At 33.6% G+C, this 20046-nt stretch carries 23 protein-coding genes; 22 read left to right on the top strand and 1 reads right to left on the bottom strand.

The annotated features are described in order from the left end of the window. Positions 1–3: 3 nt before the first annotated feature. From ABD682_RS02155 to ABD682_RS02090, 14 genes are all read left to right on the top strand, one after another. The gene (locus tag ABD682_RS02155; RefSeq protein WP_344738514.1) at positions 4–603 is read left to right on the top strand and encodes a DUF4738 domain-containing protein; all 600 of its coding nucleotides are present in this window, start codon (positions 4–6) and stop codon (positions 601–603) included. 157 nt (positions 604–760) lie between these two features. Beyond that, positions 761–1486: a hypothetical protein gene (locus ABD682_RS02150; RefSeq protein ID WP_344738512.1), complete on the top strand. Its 726-nt coding sequence runs from the start codon at positions 761–763 to the stop codon at positions 1484–1486. A 161-nt stretch (positions 1487–1647) separates the two neighbouring features. Further along, complete coding sequence (locus tag ABD682_RS02145; RefSeq protein ID WP_344738510.1) at positions 1648–2103, top strand: hypothetical protein; 456 nt, start codon at positions 1648–1650, stop codon at positions 2101–2103. A gap of 159 nt (positions 2104–2262) precedes the next feature. Then, entirely contained in the window at positions 2263–3432 is a 1170-nt protein-coding gene (locus ABD682_RS02140; protein ID WP_344738508.1) for a serine hydrolase domain-containing protein, read from the top strand. A 61-nt stretch (positions 3433–3493) separates the two neighbouring features. Then, positions 3494–3988 carry a hypothetical protein gene (locus ABD682_RS02135; protein WP_344738506.1) on the top strand — a complete coding sequence of 165 codons (495 nt, stop codon included), beginning with the start codon at positions 3494–3496 and terminating at the stop codon, positions 3986–3988. Positions 3989–4144: 156 nt separating this feature from the next. Next, on the top strand, positions 4145–5530 hold the full coding sequence (locus ABD682_RS02130; protein WP_344738504.1) for a M61 family metallopeptidase: 1386 nt from the start codon (positions 4145–4147) through the stop codon (positions 5528–5530). A gap of 558 nt (positions 5531–6088) precedes the next feature. Beyond that, positions 6089–6832, top strand: a complete 744-nt coding sequence (locus ABD682_RS02125; RefSeq protein WP_344738502.1) for a TPM domain-containing protein — start codon at positions 6089–6091, stop codon at positions 6830–6832. A 240-nt stretch (positions 6833–7072) separates the two neighbouring features. Beyond that, positions 7073–7396: a hypothetical protein gene (locus tag ABD682_RS02120; protein WP_344738499.1), complete on the top strand. Its 324-nt coding sequence runs from the start codon at positions 7073–7075 to the stop codon at positions 7394–7396. Between the two features lie 442 nt (positions 7397–7838). Continuing rightward, complete coding sequence (locus tag ABD682_RS02115; protein WP_344738498.1) at positions 7839–8270, top strand: T6SS immunity protein Tdi1 domain-containing protein; 432 nt, start codon at positions 7839–7841, stop codon at positions 8268–8270. Positions 8271–8406: 136 nt separating this feature from the next. Further along, positions 8407–8988 (top strand): hypothetical protein, encoded by a 582-nt coding sequence (locus tag ABD682_RS02110; RefSeq protein WP_344738496.1) that lies wholly within the window; start codon positions 8407–8409, stop codon positions 8986–8988. A 152-nt stretch (positions 8989–9140) separates the two neighbouring features. Next, on the top strand, positions 9141–9701 hold the full coding sequence (locus tag ABD682_RS02105; RefSeq protein WP_344738494.1) for a toxin-antitoxin system YwqK family antitoxin: 561 nt from the start codon (positions 9141–9143) through the stop codon (positions 9699–9701). A 255-nt stretch (positions 9702–9956) separates the two neighbouring features. Further along, on the top strand, positions 9957–10412 hold the full coding sequence (locus ABD682_RS02100; RefSeq protein ID WP_344738492.1) for a YybH family protein: 456 nt from the start codon (positions 9957–9959) through the stop codon (positions 10410–10412). A gap of 152 nt (positions 10413–10564) precedes the next feature. Further along, complete coding sequence (locus ABD682_RS02095) at positions 10565–11314, top strand: DUF6090 family protein (protein ID WP_344738490.1); 750 nt, start codon at positions 10565–10567, stop codon at positions 11312–11314. A gap of 185 nt (positions 11315–11499) precedes the next feature. Continuing rightward, the gene (locus ABD682_RS02090) at positions 11500–12234 is read left to right on the top strand and encodes a hypothetical protein (protein WP_344738488.1); all 735 of its coding nucleotides are present in this window, start codon (positions 11500–11502) and stop codon (positions 12232–12234) included. A gap of 79 nt (positions 12235–12313) precedes the next feature. On the opposite strand, the gene ABD682_RS02085 is transcribed toward ABD682_RS02090, so the two are convergent. Further along, complete coding sequence (locus ABD682_RS02085) at positions 12314–14092, bottom strand: hypothetical protein (RefSeq protein ID WP_344738486.1); 1779 nt, start codon at positions 14090–14092, stop codon at positions 12314–12316. A 206-nt stretch (positions 14093–14298) separates the two neighbouring features. Here ABD682_RS02085 and ABD682_RS02080 point away from each other — a divergent pair, with 206 nt between their 5' ends. From ABD682_RS02080 to ABD682_RS02045, 8 genes are all read left to right on the top strand, one after another. Continuing rightward, positions 14299–15021, top strand: a complete 723-nt coding sequence (locus ABD682_RS02080) for a DUF6090 family protein (protein WP_344738484.1) — start codon at positions 14299–14301, stop codon at positions 15019–15021. A gap of 38 nt (positions 15022–15059) precedes the next feature. Next, a complete protein-coding gene (locus ABD682_RS02075) occupies positions 15060–15815 on the top strand; it encodes a DUF6090 family protein (protein WP_344738482.1) in 756 nt (251 codons plus the stop codon). A 121-nt stretch (positions 15816–15936) separates the two neighbouring features. Next, positions 15937–16632, top strand: a complete 696-nt coding sequence (locus ABD682_RS02070; protein WP_344738479.1) for a DUF6090 family protein — start codon at positions 15937–15939, stop codon at positions 16630–16632. A gap of 6 nt (positions 16633–16638) precedes the next feature. Further along, positions 16639–17370: a DUF6090 family protein gene (locus ABD682_RS02065; protein ID WP_344738477.1), complete on the top strand. Its 732-nt coding sequence runs from the start codon at positions 16639–16641 to the stop codon at positions 17368–17370. Positions 17371–17542: 172 nt separating this feature from the next. Continuing rightward, positions 17543–18223, top strand: a complete 681-nt coding sequence (locus tag ABD682_RS02060) for a hypothetical protein (protein WP_344738475.1) — start codon at positions 17543–17545, stop codon at positions 18221–18223. A 181-nt stretch (positions 18224–18404) separates the two neighbouring features. Continuing rightward, positions 18405–18953, top strand: a complete 549-nt coding sequence (locus ABD682_RS02055) for a hypothetical protein (RefSeq protein ID WP_344738473.1) — start codon at positions 18405–18407, stop codon at positions 18951–18953. Between the two features lie 34 nt (positions 18954–18987). Continuing rightward, entirely contained in the window at positions 18988–19332 is a 345-nt protein-coding gene (locus ABD682_RS02050; RefSeq protein WP_344738471.1) for a hypothetical protein, read from the top strand. A gap of 63 nt (positions 19333–19395) precedes the next feature. Then, on the top strand, positions 19396–20016 hold the full coding sequence (locus ABD682_RS02045) for an FEKKY domain-containing protein (protein ID WP_344738469.1): 621 nt from the start codon (positions 19396–19398) through the stop codon (positions 20014–20016). Positions 20017–20046 lie beyond the last annotated feature (30 nt).

The raw sequence follows: 20046 nt of genomic DNA, 5'->3' as shown, positions 1-20046 counted from the left end.
CCCATGAGCAAACATTTTTTAATAATACTTCTTACCATTCTTTTTTTTAATTGCAATGAACATAAAAAACAAAGTAAAACTTTGGTTAAAGAAATTGAGAAAGCTAAAAAAACTGATGGTAAAACTGATTCAATAATTAATCTACACAAAGAAAAATTTGCTGATAAAAATGTTGTTGAAAGATACTTCCCTAAAGAAAACGAAATAACAGAGTTCGATACTATAATTGCCGCTAAGAATCTTAAAATTTCAATTGAAAATAAAACTCTCGATACTTATGTGACTAACGAATTTGAAAGTCAAGGCACAAAGTACATTGACAAATACCGAGATTACGAAAAACACTTAATTATTAATCTGGCAAATCAACGGATCCTAGATACTGTTTTTAATAAAAAAGACTTCGATTCTCTAGCAGGACAAGATTTTCTCAAAATTGCCAATTTTCACGCTTACTGGTTCAACAAAATGGAAAATGACACACTAGAATTTTTTGGAGTTATAAGCAAACCTGAAACAGATATTTCTTTTGCTTTTTATCATTTCTTTGACCTGAAAAGCAGAACTTTTGAAATCAAAGAATTTGTTGACGAAAAAATGTGAAAAAGGCAGCACACAACAAAGTGTAAAATTCATTGCTAGGTTCTTGCCTCTCCGGAAAATCCTGCGGATTTTCCTACGGTTCGTTTTTATTTGCTAAATTGGTTACCAAATCACGCAACAAACCTTATACGAAACGTTGTGCAACATTTGACCAAAAATGAGAATATTCGAATTTTTTAAGAAAAAATCAGAAAGTTTGAATGACAAACAAACCGAAAATGAAATCGAAAAATCGGATTCAAAATCTGAAACGGAATTTGTCGTTGAGATTAAACCAAATTCTGATTTTGAATATGTTCACGTTGAAGAAGATGGTAGCGTAAGAGAATTAACAAGAGAAGAAAGAGGGTATTTCAAGGAGGTGTTTGCGCCAACAGATGGAGCAAGACCTTACATAAAATTCAGATATAAGAGTAAAACACCTGACAACAAGATTTGGGGATTTCTTCCAAGAAAAAAAGTTCCTAAAAATATTGAAATAGAGAATATAAAAATGGATAAAGAAACTTGGAGAAGGAATTGGATTTTAATGATTAAAGATTTGGTCAATTTGGAATATCAAAAAAAGACTTGGCTCGACTCAAATAACACAAATCCATATTATTCATTTATAGAATTTATGTGTTCTTACTTTGACGATTTGGATTTGTCAGATGGATACGAAAAGCATATCGAATCTGAATTGGTAACAAAAGCTGAATATGAAACTATTTCCGAATGGCACAAATTGCTATCTGAATATGAACCACCAAATAATGATGACTATGACAATCGAGCTGTTTTGAGTGATAAAAAATGGTTAGAAATTATTGATTTAGGAAAAAAATCGTTGAAATCTTTAAAGCCTAATTTAGATAAATTTGAACGAAGTTTATTAATATAAAAAACGTTGCACAACACCGTATAAAATTAATTGCTAGTGCAAGCCTACTTACGAAAATCCTCGCGGATTTTCTATTCGGTTTGTATTTGCTAAATTAGGTGCTTAAACCACGCAACTAATCTTATACAAACACGTTGTACAACATTTGACAGAACAACAAAATGACACCTGAAACAGCTAAAAACATCGGAATTAAAAAAGCGTTACAATCTGCAACGATTGGAATTTTAATTGCGTTTCTATTTATGATGTTACTTGCTGGTGGAAATCCTCAATGGATGGTTGAATGGAATTATTGGATAAACATAATTATCGGAATTGGAATTTTATACGGACTTGCATACTTGTTCGGAAAAAATGCTGGATATGAAATACTGATAAAGAAAAAAGATTATGAAAAAGTTGGAATGAAATACGGAATTCTGACTTTAATCATAACCGCTTTCCTTGTAGGTTGGACAGGATTTGTGCAAGAAGGAATGGAACCTTATGACACTTTTTGGGATTCATTTGAGGATTACATATTCAAACCATTCTTTTGGATTATGGTTATTGGAATTACACCTGCAATTTTAGTAGGTAGAAAATTTGGAAAATGGATAAAAAAAAGCGAATAAAAAACGTTGTACAACAATGTATAACCGCAATTACGGCGGATTCGACTACGTCCGAATCCACTCGGAATTGCTAAAGTTTGTGCCAAATCGAAAATTAACGCATATTAACCCGTAACTGACGGTTATACGAGACCGTTAGCAGTAATTAAAACCAACCACATGAAAAACCTTTTGACTCTATTGTTGATTACGGTTTGTGTTTCTTGTAAGAATCCGAGTGACAAAAAAACTGAACCGGAAGCATTTGGACTGGAAAGACTTCAAACAAGTGTTGATTCCCTATTCAACTCTACAATCGGACAATATGAACCTGGAGCTGCAATTGCAATTTCATATGGACAAGAAATGATTTTTGGTAAAGGCTATGGATTAAGAGATATAGAAACAAAAAAGCCTATTACTCTTAATACTAATATGAGAATGGCTTCAGTTAGTAAGCAATTTACCGCTCTATGCATCTTAAGTCTTATTGATAAAGATTTACTTTCATTAAATGATACGATAAGTAAGTTCTGGGACTTCCCTGTTTTCAAGAATATTACTGTTGAAAATTTACTAAATCATACCTCTGGACTTGCTGATTACGAAGAGCCCTATTTTTTACAAAGATGGGATAAATCAAAGATTGTCGAGAATCAAGATATCTTAAAATGGCTTGAGACTAATCCAAAACCGGTGTTTGAGCCTGGCGATGGTTGGGAATATTCAAATACTGCGTATCTGGTTTTGGCTCTTCTGGTAGAAAAAGTGAGTGGACAAGAATTTTCATCCTTTGCGAAAGAAAATATTTTTAACAAAGCTGGAATGAAACGAACCAATTTTTACAATTTGGCTCACCCTATTGAAATTCCAGAACGAGCCTATTGCTATGAAAGAGATAGCTTGGATAATTGGGAAAAAGTGGATGGCTTTTTCATGAATGGAATTTTAGGAGATGGTGCAGTTTACACCAGTGTCCATGATTATTTGGAATATGATAAAGCTTTGAGAAACAAGAACTTACTTTCGAAAAAGTCTCATAAATTAATATTTAAGCCGAGTAGTACTATTAAAGGAATATGGCCTAATACAGGTCATGAGATGATTGACCTCTATCCTTTCTTTGAAAACAAAGAAATAGGATATGCCATGGCTTGGATTGTTACTGACAACATATCATCACATAGAGGGAGTTGGTATGGCACTAGGACAATGGTTGTAAGAAGATTGGATATACCGCTAACTATTGTTCTATTTATGAATTCAAATACTGATAAGCGAGAACTACTTATGATAGAAACCTATGAACTCGTAAATAAATATTTAAAAACTACTGCTAACAATGGCTAAAAAATCATAGCTGCTCTGCGAGACAGCAACGCTTTTTAGCCAAACCGTTGTAAAACATTTGATGAAAAGCATTCTAGAGATATTAAACCTATATAAAATAATCACTCTTAATTCAGATTTAAGTAAAGAAGATTTAATTGTTCGATTTAAAAAATTAATTGACACAAATGACAATTATCTTTTTGACGAATTGACAAAATCTGACAAAAAATATATCGGAATTATTAATGAGGAAAGATTTAAAATAAGAGTAAAAAGAAAATTTATGCAGTTGTCTTTTCCGGGTTACGCAAAAGGAAAAATTATTGACATGAACGGAAATACCAGTTTGAAAATAGAATGCTTTGCTTACGATTCATTTATGGGGCTAGGCTTAATTCTAGTTCCTGTTTTATTCCTAATTCTAGTGACAATTGTGATTTTAAATAAAGCGTATCCTGCTCTACTAATTCTAGTTCCTATTTTTATAATACTTCTACTATTTCAAGTAAATTTTGGCAGAAATATGATGATGTCATTCAAAAAAGAACTTATTCAGAACCTAAATGAATTATGATAAAATAACGTTTTACAACAACGCATAAAATTCATTGCTAGGTTCTTGCCTCTCCGGAAAATCCTGCGGATTTTCCTACGGTTGATTTTTATTTGCTAAATTGGTTACCTAAAACCGCAACAAACCTTATGCGAAACGTTACATAACATTATCAACATGAGAAGAATTATTGTTCTAGTATCATTCATTATAGCTATCCCAAGTCTAAACGCACAGCAAAAGATTAGCTATTTGCTTACCAACCAAGCAAATTTGAATAAAGTAACTATTCAAATCACATTTGATGCCCTATTGGCCAGTGATGCCAATTTAGTGATTCCAAGAAGTGCACCGGGAACCTATATTCTGACAAACTACATAGCTTTTATTGATGATGTTGTTGGTTATACAACTAGTGGTAAGCAGTTGCCAGGGATGATAGGGGACGGAAGTTTCTTTACGTTTGGAGAAAGTAATGATCTTTTGAATAAGGTGAGTTATACGGTCGACATACAAAAAATGGAAATTGATTTATTAGATGCCTCCACGAGTTCCAAAGCAAGAAAAGACTATCTGGGACTGTTTGGGTATTCAGTATTTGGATTTATTGAAGGACTGGAAACAGAGGCCGTCAATCTAACCATAAATACCGACCCTTCATGGCCTGTTTTTAGTACCTTAAGGCCTGATACCAACCGAAAATACCGAACGGATAGTTATGAGGCTGAAAGCTATGCCGCTCTGGTTGATGCTCAGTATCTCTTAGGTAATGGAGTTCAGGTCATTCAAGTTGAAGAAGCGCCAATTCCATTATTTGTAGTGGCCTATGCTGCGACAGCCGATAATTTGGAAGGTATCGGGGATACAGGCTTATTATCGCTGCAGAAACTTGCTGAATATTTTGGATACATTCCCATGCCTCATTACACCTTAGTTTATGAGTTTCTAAAACCAATTTCAGAAAGGCATGACTATGGTTTTAATATGGAACATCTAAATAGTATGACGGCACACAGGGATATTTCGGAGGAATATTATCCCAATAGAGATTTGGGAACCATCATACATCATATGGGACATTCATGGATTCCGTTAAGATCCTGGGGTGAAGGATACCGCCCATTTGCATGGCAAGTGGCACCACTTGTAGAAACAATCTGGCTGAATGAAGGATTTATATGGTATGTTTCTTTCCAGCAAATCCTCAGCGACGATGCAAGGTTAAATTGGTGGAAATCCAACATGGACAATGCTCCGGATTTTATTAAAACCAAAACCTTAAAGGAATTATCTCTTCTGGGTTCAACCCAATATGCCTCTGATTTTAGAATAGGAAAAAATCTTTTTTCAAGGGGAGCTTTAATGGCTTATGATTTAGATGAGTATATTCAAAAACAAACCAACGAGAAAAAATCCTTTAAGGATGCTATTCTTGGTTTGCTTAGTTGGTCAAATGAAAATCAAAGAGCATTTAAATACAATGAGATTGAGTCTATAATGTCTCAGGCAACTGGTGTGGATTTAAGTCCGATATGGAATAAATGGCAAAATGCACCGAAATAAGTAAAACGTTATGTAACATTTTGTATAAGTAATGGCAGGCAATGTGTTTAATATCAGGGCTTGTAGCCGATCAAACTGCTTAGCGGTTTGACAGATAAGTATCACGCAATCTGCCACTACTCATACAACTACCGTTAGCGTTCATTAGCCAAAGTTTCACAGAAAATCTGGAATTTTTTGACGGTTTTTTTGCGAATTTTTTTTTTAGATTTTTAAAGGTTAGTGTCTGTTTTTAAGTTCCGTAAAAATAAGTCCGTGAACTTTTGCCAGGGTTGTTTTAGATCTTTAGGCAAAAAAAATGAACGTGTTAGAATAAAATATCAAAACGGAATCGAAACGGAGCAATATCATTTTTTTTGCAGCTTATTTGCGAAGGTTTGGTTTTTGACCAATAATAAAAACGAACGCTAACAACCTGTATATTTCATGGCTTGGTTTCAGCCTTTCCGGAAAATCCTGCGGATTTTCCTACGGTTCGGTTTTATTTGCTAAATTAGTTTCTTAAACAGCGCCACAAAACATACAGCGAACGTTGTGCAACATAAAACAGAACAAACCATGAGACATTTTACAACATTAATAATTCTGATTTTCTTCGGATTGACAGTAAAAAGTCAACTGATTATAGATAATGGAGAATTCTTGACTGATAATGAAAAATCTGAATTGACAACACGATTGCAAAATCTAAAAGATAAAAGTACCGTTGAGACAATGATTTATACGACAATGGATTTAGGAGGTAAATCACCAATTGATTATGGAATGGATTTATCACGAAAATATCCAGCAGGGATAAAAGGGATTAATAACGGGATAATAATTCTTCTATCTAAAAATGACAGAAAACTCCAGATTTTAGTCGGATACGGACTTGAGTGGATACTTTCAGATAATCAGACCCAAATTATTGTTGACCAAATGATACCATTTTTTAAAAAAGGAGAATTTTATAATGGAGTAAATAAAGCAATTGATTTGATTAATAAAAAAGTGATTGACATTGATTGGAAACCCAATAATTTTAAGGAGATTACTGATAAAGAAAATGGTAAGATTTTTAAAATTCAATATTCAAAAAAGACTGGTGATACGAAATATAAATACGCAATTGATACAGACCAACAATTTTCGGATGATTTCAAAATAAAATTTACATTACACGATATAGATTATGATTTATATTATACAAAATATATGAATGATATGATTTCTAAAATACTTACTTCCGATAAGATTACTGTGTATTTTAGATTGAGTGATTTTGATAATAAACGACTTGAATTGATTGGAATTGAATAATTTACGTTGCACAACATCGGGTATAGTGCATGCCGCCCATCGTTTTGATAATTTACTGCAATGCTGTATATTGGTAACGGTTAACAAGGGGCGGTGCAACTGGACAGGATTGGCGGCACGACACCATACCCGGATACGTTGTGCTTAATTCCTGAAATGCAGAAAAGAAGAAAATATAAAACTGAATTATTAGTGATTCTCCTCACGAGTTTGACTCTGATTTTAATACTCAACAAACCAATGAGGGATTACATTCCTGTGATTTTCGGAATCATTGGATTTGGACGATTTACATATCTTACTTGGAAGAGTTATCATGAATTGAGTGATAATTTAATTTTAAACTATAAAAAATTAATGACCAAAAGCGGAATTGATTTTGGTCCAAGAGCAGGAATATATCGAGTGAATTTTTTTGACTTAATATCGGAACGGAAAAAACTAAGTCAATCTGAAAAAAAAATAGAAAATAAATTAACGGAATTAAACTCATTAAAAAACTTGACTTTGATTTCATTTTTTGGATTCGCATTTTTAGGAATAATATCTGTGATTTTGACCTAAAAAAACAACAAACTAAGCACAACAATGGCTATAAGTAATTGCTTGTTCTCGCCTAATTCTGAAAATCCTCGCGGATTTTCAGTTTGGTGTGTACTTGCAAAATTAAGTGCTAAACCACGCAACTACTCATAGCCGGACCGTTGTGCCTAATTTAGGAAGACCTAGTAACCACATAAGAATAGTAATTTTAAAAATTTACCTCATTTATGAAATCAAAATATTTCGTATATCTCATAATTATAAGTTTAGTTTTAAGACTTGCAACTAATCTTGCTATGCCTTTTCTATTAACCAGTTTAAAAATAGACCCAATAACATATGGTTTCATTGGTGGCGGAATAAACCTTTTAATATTTTTCTCTGTAGTCGGTTTGCTTGTTAAAATTTTTAGGTATGAAAACAAAACCGATTTTTTAAATAACTGAAGTTAGAATATAAGAAAATGATTGCCGAAATAAATAAAGCTTGGAATTGGAAAGGATTTAAAGCGACCGAAATAGTTCGGACGAATGAATTTGGCAACGTGATTTTCAAAACGGACAAAAATGAATATTGGAGAATCTGTCCAGAAGAAATTAGTTGCGAAAAAATTGCGGAATCGGAATCTGAATTTAATAAAATCTCATCTGACTCTGAATTTATAGAAGACTGGAAAATGACTAAACTTGTGAAAATTGCGAAATCGGAACTTGGAGAATTAAAAGAAAACCAAAAATACTGTCTAAAAATGTCGGCTGTTATTGGCGGAGAATATGAAAAATCGAATCTCGGAAAAATTAGTTTTGCGGAATTAATTGCTTTTAGCGGAGATTTAGGGTTTCAGATAAAAGATTTGAAAGACGGACAAAAGATAAAACTGAATATAAAAAACTAGGCACAACATCGGCTATAAGTAATTGCTTGTTATCGCTTATCCTGAAAATTCCTGCGGAATTTTCAGCTTTTTGTATACTTGTAATGTTAAATACTAAAACACGCAACTACTCATAGCCGTGAACGTTGTGAGCAATATGAGAAAAACGCTATCTATATTAATCTTGATTCTGATTTTATCCTGTGAAAAGTCGGACTATAAAACGATTGACTACGAAGCGTTTGAAATAACAGTTCCGAAAAATTGGTCGGAATATGAAATAAACGGAATTGACAGCTATGTTAGCGGATTGATAACGGACAAAAACGACACGCTGATTTTTGATTTGGGTTGGTACTCACCTGATTTGACTAAAAACCCAGAGGTCTTGGTATTTGAGCAATCTGAATATGCAGAATTTAGCGAAAAGCAAAAAAAGCTATTAAAAAATGTAAAGCATTTGGTTATTGAGGACTTTCTAACCGTTGAATATGACGCAAAAGATTATTTAAAGTACGAATTCCAAACAGACATTATTGACTGCTTTGTAGCTAAATTTATAAAACCAAAAAACAAAGGATTTGGAGCAAGCGGAATTTATATTGACAGCTTGAAAGGTGGTGGACCGAATTCTAACAAAACCAGTTTGAGTTTTTACGGAAACAATTTGTCTGACTCAACTCAAGTGGAATTTTTTAGAGCATTGAAAACTATAAAACTGACAAAATACTGTGAATAAAATACTGCTCACAACAACGTATAAAATTTATTGCTAGGTTCTTGCCTCTCCGGAAAATCCTCCGGATTTTCCTACTGTTCGGTTTTATTTGCTAAATTGGTTACCTAATCACGCAACAAACCTTATACGAAACGTTAGCTACCATACCGAAAATGAGAATTATAATTATTCTTTTAATTTTTAGTTGCCAATCTCTAATTGGGCAAGAGGATGCATTTCCTTACATTTCAGACAATAATCTTTATGGAGAGTTAGTGAATGGAATTCCTGAAAAAGATACAATCGTTGAATTTAAAAAAAATGGAATTTTATTAGGAAGAGGTGCATTAGCAGTAAGTAAATATGGAGTGAGTGATTTGAGAGTTGGATATTGGAAAGAATACTCCAAAAACGGAACTCTTAAAATGGAGGGAAAATATAAGCTTGGATCCTATATATCTTGCTGCGTTGGAGGGGAATGTAGGTCTTTTTATTACTATCGGATTGGCTTATGGAAAATTTATGATAATAATGGTGAACTGAAATATGAATTGACTTACGAACCAACCAAATTACATATTGACACAACTTGTATGGGTGGGGATAACCTAATATTTGGAATTATCAAAGAAGTCCCGATTAAATATAGGAATGAATTGACAAGTGATAAAATATTTGAGTTACAACGAGTAAATAATTTGACACCGTTAAATGGACAAATATTTATTGATTAAATAAACGGTAGCTAACAGCGTGTAAAATTCATTGCTAGTTCCTTGCCTATCCGGAAAATCCTGCGGATTTTCCTACGGTTCAGTTTTATTTGCTAAATTGGTTACCTAAACACGCAACAAATCTTACACAAAACGTTGTGGTTCAAATCAACCAAATCAAGTATTGGAACCTTTTAATAACAATAAGCCGAGAGCTTTTAACTAACATTGAGAATGAATTGGAATAGTTTTAATAAACCCACAAAATTTTTCAACATGAAAACAAAACTACTTACACTTTTAACTTTTTTTTCCCTCGTATCAATAACTTTAACCTATGCGCAAGAAAGCACTATAGGAAAGGACGTTAGGGAAGTGCTTGATCTATACGGGAGTGCTGTGGGCAGTAAATCAGCTTCAAAGATGGCAGACTGCTTCCATGATGACGCGATAATTCTACCAGAGGGGAAACCAATTGTTAAAGGCCGGGAAGAAATCATCGAAAGTTTCAAATGGTTAGAATCCGTTGATTTTTCCGAACAGTTCATCATTGAAGAAGCAATCATGGCAGGTGAATATAGTATCGTCCGAACTATAAATATAGGAAGCTGGAAAGATCCAAAGACAGCTGAAAGTGGAAACTTCGAAGTGAAAGGATTGCTGGTTTTAAAACCCGATCAAAATGGGGATTTAAAGATTTACAGGTATATGTTCAATAATAATGGAGAATAAGTATTCCTGCCATAAATGTAATAGGATACATTACTAGTTTAAGGTGAAAACGGAATAATATGTAAATTGGACATCCAGGAACAGAATCATAGCCAAATCGAAGATTCAGCGAAGCTAAACCGTTGTGCTTCATCATGACCAACTAATAACGAATGATAAAATTCTTTAGAAAAATTCGCCAAAACTTACTCAAGGAAAACAAAACTGGAAGGTATTTTAAATATGCTCTTGGAGAAATTATACTTGTAGTTATTGGAATTCTAATCGCGCTTCAAATTAATAATTGGAATGAAAATCGAAAATTAAAATCTAGTGAAATAAAGATTTTACAGAATTTCAAATCAAGTCTAAAAGCAGATTCCTTAATCATTTCAGAGAGTGACCAAGTTTATTCTAAAGTCAGAAACTCAATTGATTACTTGATAAAATATATGGATAAGGACTTACCTTATAAAGATTCTTTAAAGTATCATTATGGAAATATAACCTCGGACTGGGGTGTACGTTTTGACTTAACGACTTATAATGTCCTAAAATCAAAAGATTTAAATCTAATTTCCAATGAAAATTTAAGGTCTGATATTATTACCTATTACTCATACGCAGAAGGAACCGTTCTCCAATTGTCCAAGCGCTATACAGATGTAATTGAAGATGCTTCAAAAACAATATTTAGTAAACATTTTGATCAAATGTGGAGTTCCAGACAAGACAACTTTCAATCAGAAATGATTCCTGTGGATTATCAAAAGCTAAAAAAGGATCAGGAATTCAAATATTTTTTAAAAACGTTGAAAAATCAAAATTACTGGCTAATAGAAAATGCTTTTAATACTACTATGAGACGGCTGAATGATTTGGTTTTAGGTATAAATAAAGAATTAGAAGCTCTTGAAAAATAACGAAAGCACAACACTGGCTATAAGTAATTGCTAGTTCTTGCTTACCCTGAAAATTCCTGCGGAATTTTCAGCTTATTGTATACGTGTAAAGTTAAATACTAAAACACGCAACTACTCATAGCCACGAACGTTGTGCGCCATACCTCAAATTCGTTAATAGAACATGAAAAACTTTTGAGTCAAAAATGAAAGCAACCAACTCAAAAAAAAGAGTAAAAAGAACAAACTTTAACAATGTAGGGTATTTTGCCATTGCATTACTGGTTATTTCAATTTTAGGCTTTTGGCCATCTTATTTTTCAAAATTCTTTGATGGAACGGATGATTTTAATTTTTATTACCATTTTCATTTGGCAATTGCCTTAATGTGGATAGCTTTATTGATCGTTCAACCATTTCTGATCAAACAAAAGAAAGTTGCTCTACACAAACGCATCGGTAAATTGAGCTACATTATTTTGCCTTTGCTCATAATTTCCGTAATCTTACTTAAACACAGTACCACTCATGTAGAAAAAATTTCGGGCTTAGGCGCCAGTTTATGGTTTGTTATTAAACATAGCGTGATTATATTGGTCATGTTCACCATTGCCATGAGATACAGCAAGAATATGCAAATTCATGCCAGAGCGATGATTGCGATAGGTATAGAGTTTCTCGAACCTGGTTGGGCACGTTTCATTTACAGCACATTACTGCCGGAACCTAATTTTTATCTCGGATTAAGTATTTCAGTTACCACCATGTATGCCCTGGTTTTCTATCTTATAATCAAAGAACGTAACCAATCATCAGGACGGTGGGTATTTCCGTTATATTTGGTAATGTCTATTCTGTTTCACTTCCTTATTTTCTATGAAATAAGTTTTGATTTTTTGGATTCTTTTGCAGCATGGTTTTATAAGTTGCCTATTACATAATACGAGCGCATATCACTACATATAGTGCATTACCTTGCTCATGACTTTTCATAAAATCCTAAGAATTAGAACGCTTGGCCTATTCCTTCCCTTTAAAACCGTCATAGAGTTTTAGTTCATTTTTCTCAGTCTTTGGGCCTAAGCCATTGATGGGATGATTAATGCCACCGTTCAAGCCGGCAAATGTTGCAATGTGTGTGATCATTATGCCTGAATGATTTGGGACTTCCATGGCGTTTTCCAGCCGGACCTTATTTGATACCGTTGGTTCACCGCTAAAAAAACTATAAATACCCAAGCCATAGGCCTTATGATGTTGAACGCTTTCAGCAACCTTATAAGAGGCATAACCGGGTTTCCCTTGATCATTCCACAACGCCATACTTGGCGGATGATAAGGAATTTCGGATTGATAGAAATACGTGCTTCCGTGGTCACCTTTCCATAGCGTTTGGTACCCCTGAAAGTGCTCGTTGAATAAGCCATAGATCGTAACATGGTCTCCATGAACTACTAGGCCGTGTTTATTTTGTCCGTCCTTCCAGGCCGTTCCGATACCATGATCGGCGCGCCATAACCAAAAATGATCCCCGATCACATAATTACTGTTAATTGTTATTGCGGTTTCCGATTGACCAACCACTGCACCTCCAACTCTGCAATAAATATCGTGAAGCGAGATGGGATTATCGGGATAATCAGCTTCTGCATTTTCGGACCCGATTTGAATAAGTGTTGAAGAAAGTTCCGGTCCGGCATCCACCATAAACCCTGCTAATTTTATACCTGGAATATCATCAGTAGCAAGGGCAACCTTGCCATTTTGAGGAATAAGGGTTGGTAAGCCAAGGCCAAGAATAACGGTATTGGGCTTTGTTATATTAAGGGTTTCATCGATCGTGTAGATCCCGGGCGTGAACAGAATATGTTTACCCTTGGCAAGGGCTTTATTAATTGAGGTCGCATCGTCTTTATCCGGGAAAGCAATATGAAAGGCCGCTATGGGTATGAGCTCACCTTTTTCATCGCGATTTATCCAGGAGGGGCCGTAAGATTCTCTTCTTAGTTCAGGAACAAAAACAGCGTAACCTTCGGATTCAGTATACGTAAGGAACGGCTTTTCCCTAATTACCGGTGTTTTGTCAATAACGGTTGTTGGATCTAAAGGCCAGGTGTCTTCCGGGGCGCCTTCTACGCCAACAAATACCCTGTTCCAGTTGCCGCCTTCCCAGGATCCGATACTTGAATTCCGTGTAAACCATTGTTGTCCGGAGGTTAATCCGGCCCTGCCATTTACCACAGAATTCGCAAGAACACCACCACTTGCCCAACTGCCTTTATCAAAATTAATGTCGCCCACCACATGCATACGCCGGTAAGGAGCAGCTTGTGATACCGCCCAGTAAATCATTTCACCATGTTGTGGGACAACTTTAAAGTTCTCAGCACCGCGCCAAAACATGGTTGTTACCTTATTACCATTTGTAGTCGTTGTAGATTGCACCGCGCCATGAACAGTTACATCGTCCGGAAACCGTCCTAAACCCATGGCTTGTACATAATAATCTACAGTAATATCCAGATCATAGGTTCCCGGCATAAACAGTAGAGCATAGCGTTCTGAACCAAACTCATTATACGCTTGCTGTTTGTTTATGGCTTCAAGCGTCATCCTGATACTATCCATGTCCATAGTATCATTAAAAACCATTACCTTATCACCAAATATGGCGCTGTATTTTGATTTTTTGGGGGCTTCGGAGTTTTTATTGGATTGGTTACATCCGGTAACAATACCTAACGACAGTAAAGAAATAAAGGGGAGCATAAGTTGCCTGTAAAAGGGTAGTGGTAGCATGGTAAAAAGGAAAATTTTTAAGCGTTAAGTATACAAAATTAAATACAAAGAAAACCGCGTTAAGTAAAATTAAAGATAGACAAAATTTTAAGTTGAAATATTTTGTAACCTCAATTAATTAAAAATCATATCTTTAAAGAAACTAACCATTGATGATCAAATTCTTTAGAAGAATTCGCCAAAATCTGCTTTCTGAAGGAAAAACAGTGAATTACTTAAAATACGCTTTTGGCGAAATTGTACTTGTTGTTATTGGTATTTTGATAGCTCTTCAGATTAATAATTGGAACGAAAACAGGAAATTACGAAAACAAGAAATTCAGATTTATTTGGAACTTAAAAGTGATTTACAGCAAACCAAAAGCGATATCCAAAAAACAGTTTCAGAACACAGAAAAATATTTGAGTTAAATCAGGATCTTGTTAATGACATCCGTAATAAAAAGCCAAATTCAGATACTATTTATAATTCATTCACTAATTCTGGTCTTGACTTTCAGATAATTCCTAAAACAAGTGCTTTTGAAAACCTTAAAAACATGGGTATAAATACCTTATCTAATGACAGCTTACGTATAGCAATCACTAATTTGTTTCAACTGGATTTAAAGCGTTTAGATGATGAACTTGGAATGAATCGTTCCGGATATAACATTTCGAAGCTTTTATTTCCTTATCAAAACAAATATTTGTTCGCTGATTATAGTCAACCCACAAAATATGGCTTTAAAAATGCTGACTCAATAAAGATTTATAAATTGAAAATAAAAGATTACGATGAATTCTTAAGAGACAATAATCTTTTAAAAAATTTACAATTAACACTCTATAATAGAGGTAAAAAAATAGATGTAGAAATCCAAACTATGGAGGCTATAGACCGGGTAATTAAAAAAATTGAAGAAGAGCTTAAATCTAGAAACAAATAACCAAACCCTTGTATTTAAAAATGACGACGACCTAGCCCATGATGAAATTCTTTAGAAAAATAAGGCAAAACTTAATTTCCCAAGGGAAAGTAGTAAACTACGTAAAATATGCTATTGGAGAAATAGCACTTGTAGTTATTGGAATTCTAATAGCCTTGCAGGTTAACAATTGGAATGAAAATAAAAAGAATGTTATTCAAGCAAAAAAGCATTTAGAAACCGTAAAACTTAATCTTGAGGATGATATGCAACAGGCCAAAAGATTATTGTCTGAAACACAAACAACAATTGATTATTCAAATGACTTTTTAGACCAATTTAAAACGCTAAAACCGGTAGATAATAATGTTCAAATGTATTTGATTTATTTAATGTTTGAACGCAATCTGGAGATCAACGAAAGTGGAATAAATGCGCTTTTGAACTCTAATGGCATGTCATTTATTGATGACAGCCTTCAAGCTAAACTGCTAAATTATTATAGATATATAGAACAATTAAAAAGTAGGGAGCTCAATGCTAATACGGAAATAAAAACAATGTACGAACCTTATGTAAAAGAACACTTTTATTGGATTTATAACAAAACGAATCCCTGGCACCGCCAGGCAGCATATTATAAAGACGACCCAAGGAAACCTCACATTGATTTAGAAAGCGTTATAGCGGATAAACGTTTGGAAATAATGGTTATGAACAGACGCTATCAATGCAATCTTATTGCTGATTTTTACACAAATACAATAAACCTTTCAAAAGAAATAATTCATGAAATTGAGGATAGCTCCAAGTAGAATTATAAGTTAATATCCAGGTTTTATACTTACAACGAATGAACCAATGATAAAATTCTTCAGAAAAATTCGCCAAAACATGCTTTCCCGGGGGAAAACATTTAACTACTTAAAATACGCTATGGGCGAAATTATCCTGGTTGTTATCGGGATCCTTATTGCCTTGCAGATCAATAATTATAACGAGGTAAATAAACAACGTGTTAAAGAAATTCAATTCTTGAAAAACCTAAAGGCGGATTTGATTCTCGAGGGAGAGGAGCTCGACAACTATATTGAAAAAAGAAACAGCATGGTAAAGTCGGCCCAGATCATTCTGAAACATTTTAATGGCAAACCGGTGGAGAATCTTCAACTTTTTAATTACCATAATTTTAATGTTGAAATCTGGCAGGCCTTTCAAAGAATTAACAATACTTATCTGGAGTTGGTGAATTCCGGTAATTTAACCCTAATTTCAAATGACTCCATAAAAAACGGATTGCTTAATCTGGACCTTATTTATAAAAAAATTGCCTCGGATAGAGACCATCTGAAACACGATTATGAAGAATATCTTTATAAACCGTTCTTTGAATATGTAGATCTGGATCCCTTGGCGCAAAGCTATGGAAGTTATATGGCTAATGGGGAATTTAATAAAGACCTGACCCTCTCCAGAGAGGAATTAAACGGGCTTTTAGAAAATAAAATATTCAAAAATGGATTTGTTTTATCCATATTTACAAACTCCATCATATTAGGCGATTATCAGCGTATGAAAGATTTGAATAAAAAATTGATTGTATTGATTGATGAAGAAATAACAAAAAGCTGATTATCCATGATAAAATTATTTAGAAAAATCCGCAAAAATTTGCTTGCTGAAGGTAAAAAAGTAAAATATCTTAAATATGCCTTAGGTGAAATCGTTCTTGTGGTTATAGGAATTTTGATTGCTTTACAGATCAACAACTGGAATGATGAGCGAAAATCAAATATTGAGAATATTAAATTTTTAAGTAATCTTCGTGACGAAATTGCTTTGGATACTTTGGCATTAGTTGAGATAATTCCTTATTACGAGGGAATAAATGAAGACTTAATTAAAACACTACAATATTTAAGAGAGCCTACGGATATTAATCAAGAAAAGCGTGAGATTGTGAGTAGGGCTCTTGTAAATTTTGCCATATTAACACCTGTCTTTAAAAATATCGAAAAGAATAATTCTAAATTGTCAGAGGGTGTTTTAATTAATATAAATAATGAATTGAACTCAAAGTTTCAGCAATATCTTGACTATGTAAAATCAAGTAGTGAAAAAGCAAATAAATTTGGTGAATCACTTCAATTAATGGCGATAAATGATGTTCATACGCATGTAGATTTAGATTTCGTTTTCAGCGATAGATTAATAGCTGATTTTAATTTTGAAGAATTAAAAAATAGCCGATTGGTGAAAAATGATATCAACAAATCTATACGGTTTCGAGGTATTTACATAAAGTGGATGAAAGAAGAAAAAATAAAAGCTATCGAATTATTAAATCTTTTGGTGAAAGAATTAAAATAAAGAAAACAGACTAACAGGAAAAACCTATTACCTCTACAACTACTTGTAATTCAGTACAAATTTCTATGGTTTAAATCCTATTTTCTAAATTAGGTCTTAAAATGATAGCTGGAAAATTATGATACTACCAAGCCTAACCATGTTAACCTGAGCTTTTAACAATACATTAAAAATGGAAAAAATTAAAGTGAAACAACAGTCAAAACTCATGTGGTATATAAGTATCGCGGCACTAACTTTTGTAATTCTTGCCTTTGGTTCCCTTTCTATGGTGGATACTGACCGTTTAGAGCGTTATCTAAAACCATTTGTTGTTATTCATATTTTATCAGCTTTAGGGTGGCTCATGCTTTTTTCTTATCAATCATGGCTCATTACAAAAAGGCGATTGGAAAAGCATAGAAGTAATTTAAGATTAGCCACAATACTGGTTGTTATCACCACGATATTTTCTATTGTTATAACCTATCAATGGGGTTCAGCTCAAAGATTTGTTGGAGAAAGCAGAGATGTCTTATGTTTTGCAATATTGTTTTTTGCGAGCATTTGGGCAGTGAACAGAGGGAAACAAGAAACCCATAAACGGTTAATGCTCATGGCCTTACTGAATTTGATCGTTCCCGCAACTACGCGTGTCAAATTTCTTTTTGATTTAACTGATGGATTTATGCTTTTAATAACCGTTCTAATTTGGATTTTAGTTCCTATCCTTTATGATTTAGTAACGCTGAGAAAAATACATAAAGCCACAATTTTAGGCATAGTTTTTACTATCCTGTCTTTTGTTTTAATGATCGCAACGGTTATGTCCCCATTAATGGAAGATATTGATGCCTTTTTGTATGCTCATTAAGAGGTCATAAAATTGGGAAAGAGAAAGTTATTGCTAACTTTTATCTGCCGTGAATTTTTGCAACCCCCTTTAATAATTGCGATCAGGATTTTCCCGGACCTTGTTTATTTACTAATTTAGAATATTGAAAATCTGTGGATCGGAAAGCATAAAGGAATTGAAATCTATTTAAGCAGGTAAAATGGCGAAGTATTTATTAGCAATAATATTAATTTTATCTTTTCTCAGTTGTGAAAACTCTAAAAAGTCCTTAAAATCTGTTGTAGGGACCTGGACCTTGTGTACCAGATCAGGAAGTTACAACGAGTATCAAATCACAAAAGATTATGTGCTATACATGTCATCAAAAGATGAGGGAATGGCACTTTATAAAAATAAGTTAAAAGATAGTTTTATGGTATGGTCTTCATGGAATTTAGAAAATAACCCGGTTCTTTTAGTTGATTCTGTTGTAATTAAACCAATAGTTCCATCGGGCGATAAACTTAAACTTGTTGTTTTAAATGCATGGGGATTTGATACGCTTTTATTGACTAAAAAAAAGTTCCGAATGAAGGAGGTTGATCTTTTGAATTTTGATTCCTGGAAAAAAGAAACCCTCGGAGAATTTAAAAGTCGGGCGAAAAAAGTAACATGTGAGGATCTCAGAAATGAAGCAGAAAAAACACCAATTTATATGGAAAAAAGTGATGATGAAACCATACCAATAATTGAAAGAGATAAAAATTAAACCCACCAGATTCATAAATTAAAACCAATGTATTATGCCTAAACAATGCTTAGAATGTGGTGAAAAGATTATCGGGAGAATTGATAAGAAATTCTGTAGTGATGCCTGCCGGAACGCCTATAATAACCGGGTTAATAAAGATAGCAAGAACCTGATCCGTAACACCAATAACCGGCTTCGCAAAAATTACCGGATCCTGAAAGAACTCAATCCGGATCAAAAAACAAAGACCTCAAGAGCCAAGCTCGTTGCCGCCGGTTTCGATTTTAATTATTTTACGAGTATTTACACTACCAAAGCCGGTACGGTGTATTATTTTGTGTACGATCATGGGTATTTACCACTAGAAAATGAATATTACGCCTTGGTAAAGCGTTGATTTTATCATTTTTAAGGCTATTTGCAACAAAAGAAAATAAGTCCCGTCTTTAATTAAAAAAGCATGCGTAAAATTATTTTGATTTTAGGGTTTTCATTGATCAGTTCAACCGCTTTGGCAAAAGAAATTCAAGCAACTGTTGTTTTTGAAAACCTGACAAATAAGGAATTTACTTCAGGAACTTTTACTATTGCAGAATTAAATAAAAAAATTGAAGTAGACAAACTGGAAAATTTCAAAATCACTTTACCTGCAAAAGGGAAGTACCAATTTGTTTTTATGGCTGAAGATTTTAATATAAAAATGTTATATCCATCGCGGATTACCCAAAGAAATAATACGATTATTATCCACCTATTAGAAAAAACAAAAACGAATATTAAGGAACTTTATGCGTTATCCATGGCTTCAAATTTAACCTTAAGCGACGAGCAGATTGAGGAGCGAATTGCCAAAGGAAATCTAAATTTTATTATCCCCGGTATTGACAGTTCAATGCCACAAGACTATATAAAATTTAAAGAAAAATATGGTGTAGGGCTATTAAAAGGAACATGCGCGATTGATCCAATCTTTTACAGAAATTCAGTTGCTAACAACCAAATGATTTCTAATTATTTAAATAAAAAATATGGAACCAAGTGGTTGTCTGAATTGAAATCAAAACCGCTTGGGATTAAATGAAAATCTTCTCAGATTATTTTCTGAAAATGA

This window comes from Gaetbulibacter aestuarii, from assembly GCF_039537665.1.
Lineage (GTDB): Bacteria > Bacteroidota > Bacteroidia > Flavobacteriales > Flavobacteriaceae > Gaetbulibacter_A > Gaetbulibacter_A aestuarii.
Note: the sequence above shows the minus strand (reverse complement) of the source record. Positions and strands in the feature narration are given on the sequence as shown.